Genomic DNA, 3,288 nt, shown 5'->3' on the forward strand with positions numbered 1-3,288 from the left:
TGTCGGCGATCAAGTTTTTCCCGCCGATTTCATGATCGCGATCAAATAATTCCCCACCCCCTTGTCGTTCGTCCCGCCGCAGTGGGCGGCATACACGGGTTCTCCGGTTCCCGAGGTTGAGTGCGCTCTCGCGGGTGGTTTGGGGGCTGGTTCTTGTCTTCATCGGCACGTTCTTGATCCCGATGGGTAGCACGGCCTCGGGTCAACGGGGACAGGGTCGCGAAGTACGGCGATCACCATCCCTGACGCCTCCAGCGGTTTCTGACGGGCCGATGGGCAGCCGGATGGCAAGGAGGACATTCGTCGTGGTCGACATCACCGAGATCTTCGTCCACTGGTACGCGGGACGGTCCAAGACCGAGGTCGCGACGTCGCTGGGGGTGGACCCGAAGACGGTGAGGAAGTACCTGCGGCCGGCCGAGCGGTCCGGAATCGTGCCGGGCGGCCCGCCGATGGCCGAGGAGGACTGGTCCAAGCTCATCAAGGGCTGGTTCCCGGAGATGACCGACCGCAGGCTGCGGCAGATCACCTGGGGCGAGATCGATCCGCACCGCGACTTCGTCAAGGACCTGCTGGGCACGGTCAACATGTCCACGATCCACCAGCGGCTTCGCGACGAGCGCGGTCTGACGGTGTCGGTGGCCACCTTCCGGCGCTGGGTCCGGGCCACGATGCCCGAACAGGCCGACCGGGCGCGCGTCACGGTGCTGCGAGAGGAGGTCGAGCCGGGTTCCGAGGCCCAGATCGACTACGGGTTCCTCGGGCAGTGGATCAATCCCCGCACGGGCAAACGCCACCGCGTCTGGGCGTTCGTCATGGTGCTGCCCTGCTCGCGGCACATGTTCGTGCGCCCGGTGCTGAGCATGGACCAGCACGCCTGGACCGAGGCCCACGTCGCAGCGTTCGACTTCTTCGGCGGTGTCCCGCGGCGGCTGGTGCCGGACAACTTGAAAACCGGCGTCGACAAACCCGACCTCTACGACCCGAAGATCAATCGTGCCTACGCCGAACTGGCCGCGCACTACGGGACGTTGGTGGACCCGGCTCGCGCTGTCAAACCGAAGGACAAGCCGCGGGTTGAGCGCCAGATGCCCTACATCAGGGACTCCTGGTGGGCCGGGCGGGAGTTCGTCTCACTCGAACACATGCAGGCCGAGGCTGTGGAATGGGCCCGGAACGTGGCCGGCCGCCGCGAGTGCCGGCCGTTGGGCGGTGCCTCGCCGGTCTCGGTGTTCGAAGCGGTCGAGGCCCAGATGCTGCTGCCGCTGCCGCAGTCCCGGTTCACCCTCGCGCGCTGGTCGACCGCCACGGTCGGCCCCGACATCCACATCAAGGCCGGCCGCACCTTGTATTCGGTGCCGTGGAAGCTGATCGGCCGGCGTGTTGACGTCCGCTCGACCGCGACGATGGTGCAGGTGTTCCTGGACGGGGAACTGGTCAAGACGCATGCCGCACTCGAACAGGGCAAACGCACCGACAAGAACGACTACCCGCCGGAGAAGATCGCGTTCCAGATGCGGACCCCGGTCTGGTGCCGCACCCAGGCATCCGAGGTCGGCGACGCCTGCCGAGAGCTGATCGACGGGCTCCTGGAGGTCAACGCGCTCTATCGGCTCCGGGCCGCCCAAGGGGTCCTCGGCCTGCGGAAGAAGTACGGGGACCACAGACTGGAGGCGGCCTGCGCGAAAGCGATCGCCGTCGGCGACCCTTCGTATCGGACGGTCAAGGGCATCCTGGTCGCCGGCACTGAGACCGATCCCGAGCCGGAGACCGGCGACGCGGGTGCCGCCGCCTTCCTGCACGGCCCGGCCCGGCTGTTCGCCGCCGACACGACGACCGACGCGAACGACGCCGAACTCGACGACCAGGTCCACGACGCGCGGGAGGACGCCCGATGAACCCCACGAGCAACGCTCTGCGCGAGTCACTGAAGGCCCTGCGGCTGTCAGGGATGCTGGAGACCCTGGACGCCCGGCTCTCCCAGGCCCATGGCGGGGAACTGGGCCACCTGGACTTCCTGCAGGTGCTGTGTCAGGACGAGATCACCCGCCGCGAGACCGTCGCCTTCCAACGGCGCCTCCAGCGCGCGAAGTTCGAGCAGCAGGTCACGCTGGAGGAGTTCGACTTCTCGGCGTCCTCCAAGCTGCCCGCGGCCCAGATCCGAGACCTGTCCGCCCTGCGCTGGCTCCATGCCGGCGAGTCGGTGATCTTGTTTGGCCCGGTCGGAGTAGGAAAAACGCATATCGCTCAGGCCCTCGGCCACCTCGCGGTCCGCCAGGGCGCCAACGTCCGCTTCGCCAAGACCAGCCGGATCCTGGCTGAGCTCGCCGGCGGCCACGCGGACCGCACCTGGGAGAAGCGCCTGCGCGAGCTGATCCGGCCCGACGTCCTCATCCTCGACGACTTCGCCATGAGGCAGATGACCGCGCCGCAAGCGGACGACCTCTACGAACTCGTCTCCGAACGCCAGGGACGCTCACTGATCATCACCAGCAACCGAGCGCCCTCGGACTGGTATCCGCTGTTCCCCAATCCGGTCGTCGCCGAGTCTCTGCTGGACCGGCTGATCAACACCAGCCACCAAGTCATCATGAACGGGCCCAGCTACCGGCCCAACAAGCGGCCCCGCACCCCAGCGGACAGACCCGAGAAGAAGCCCACAGCAAAGTAGCGATGGACTGAATTCAGGACGCCCTGGAACTTGACCGTCCTGAATTCAGGCCACATCCTGGTGTTCATGGACACCAAGGACACGATCACCGACCTGACGGCTATCCGGGACAACTTCCTCGGCGAGCGCAGGCTCCTCGTCGCCGCCATGACGAGCGCGTCCCGCAAGGGAGTCTCCGCGAAGGAGATCGCCCGGGCCGTCGCGCCCGCCTTCGGACGCGACCAGGTCCTGCAGTTCCTGGCCGCCACCGCGCTGCGCGACTCCGCCCGAAAGGCCCTCATGGAGGCCGGTCTTCACGGCGTGGTCGACGTGTCGGTCACCGGCATCGATGCGCCCCGCGAGGCGCACCTGCGTCTGTCGGCGGACCCGGCGGAGATCCCTGACTTCGCGACGCTCCCGCAGCGGATCCGAGAGGCTCTCCGCGACTACCTGATCACGCTTCACCTGCCGAAGGGCGGGAACGACGAGGTCGCCATTGAGGTGATCGACGAATCCCTGCTCGACGCAGAGCCAGTGCGGCTCGTCCGACTCGAACCCCGCCTCTGACGCGGACCATCACCCGGGGAGCTCGGGATCCCCGTGATCCCAGCCCCCGGGAATTACGTGATCGTCCACAC

Annotated in this window: 3 protein-coding genes; all 3 read left to right on the forward strand. The window is 67.3% G+C overall.

Annotation, left to right across the window (positions count from 1 at the left end; all coding sequences use genetic code 11):
• Positions 1-305 precede the first annotated feature (305 nt).
• The 3 genes from istA (at position 306) to QRN89_RS35500 (ending at position 3,217) form a co-directional block, all read left to right on the forward strand.
• Positions 306-1,898 (forward strand): IS21 family transposase, encoded by a 1,593-nt coding sequence (gene istA, locus QRN89_RS35490; RefSeq protein ID WP_290349017.1) that lies wholly within the window; start codon positions 306-308, stop codon positions 1,896-1,898.
• Positions 1,895-2,671 carry an IS21-like element helper ATPase IstB gene (istB, locus tag QRN89_RS35495; protein WP_290349016.1) on the forward strand — a complete coding sequence of 259 codons (777 nt, stop codon included), beginning with the start codon at positions 1,895-1,897 and terminating at the stop codon, positions 2,669-2,671. Before istA ends, istB begins: the two co-directional genes overlap by 4 nt.
• Before the next feature lie 66 nt (positions 2,672-2,737).
• Positions 2,738-3,217 (forward strand): hypothetical protein, encoded by a 480-nt coding sequence (locus tag QRN89_RS35500; protein ID WP_290349015.1) that lies wholly within the window; start codon positions 2,738-2,740, stop codon positions 3,215-3,217.
• Positions 3,218-3,288 lie beyond the last annotated feature (71 nt).

Origin of the sequence: Streptomyces sp. HUAS CB01 (assembly GCF_030406905.1) — a bacterium.
GTDB classification, from domain to species: domain Bacteria; phylum Actinomycetota; class Actinomycetes; order Streptomycetales; family Streptomycetaceae; genus Streptomyces; species Streptomyces chengbuensis.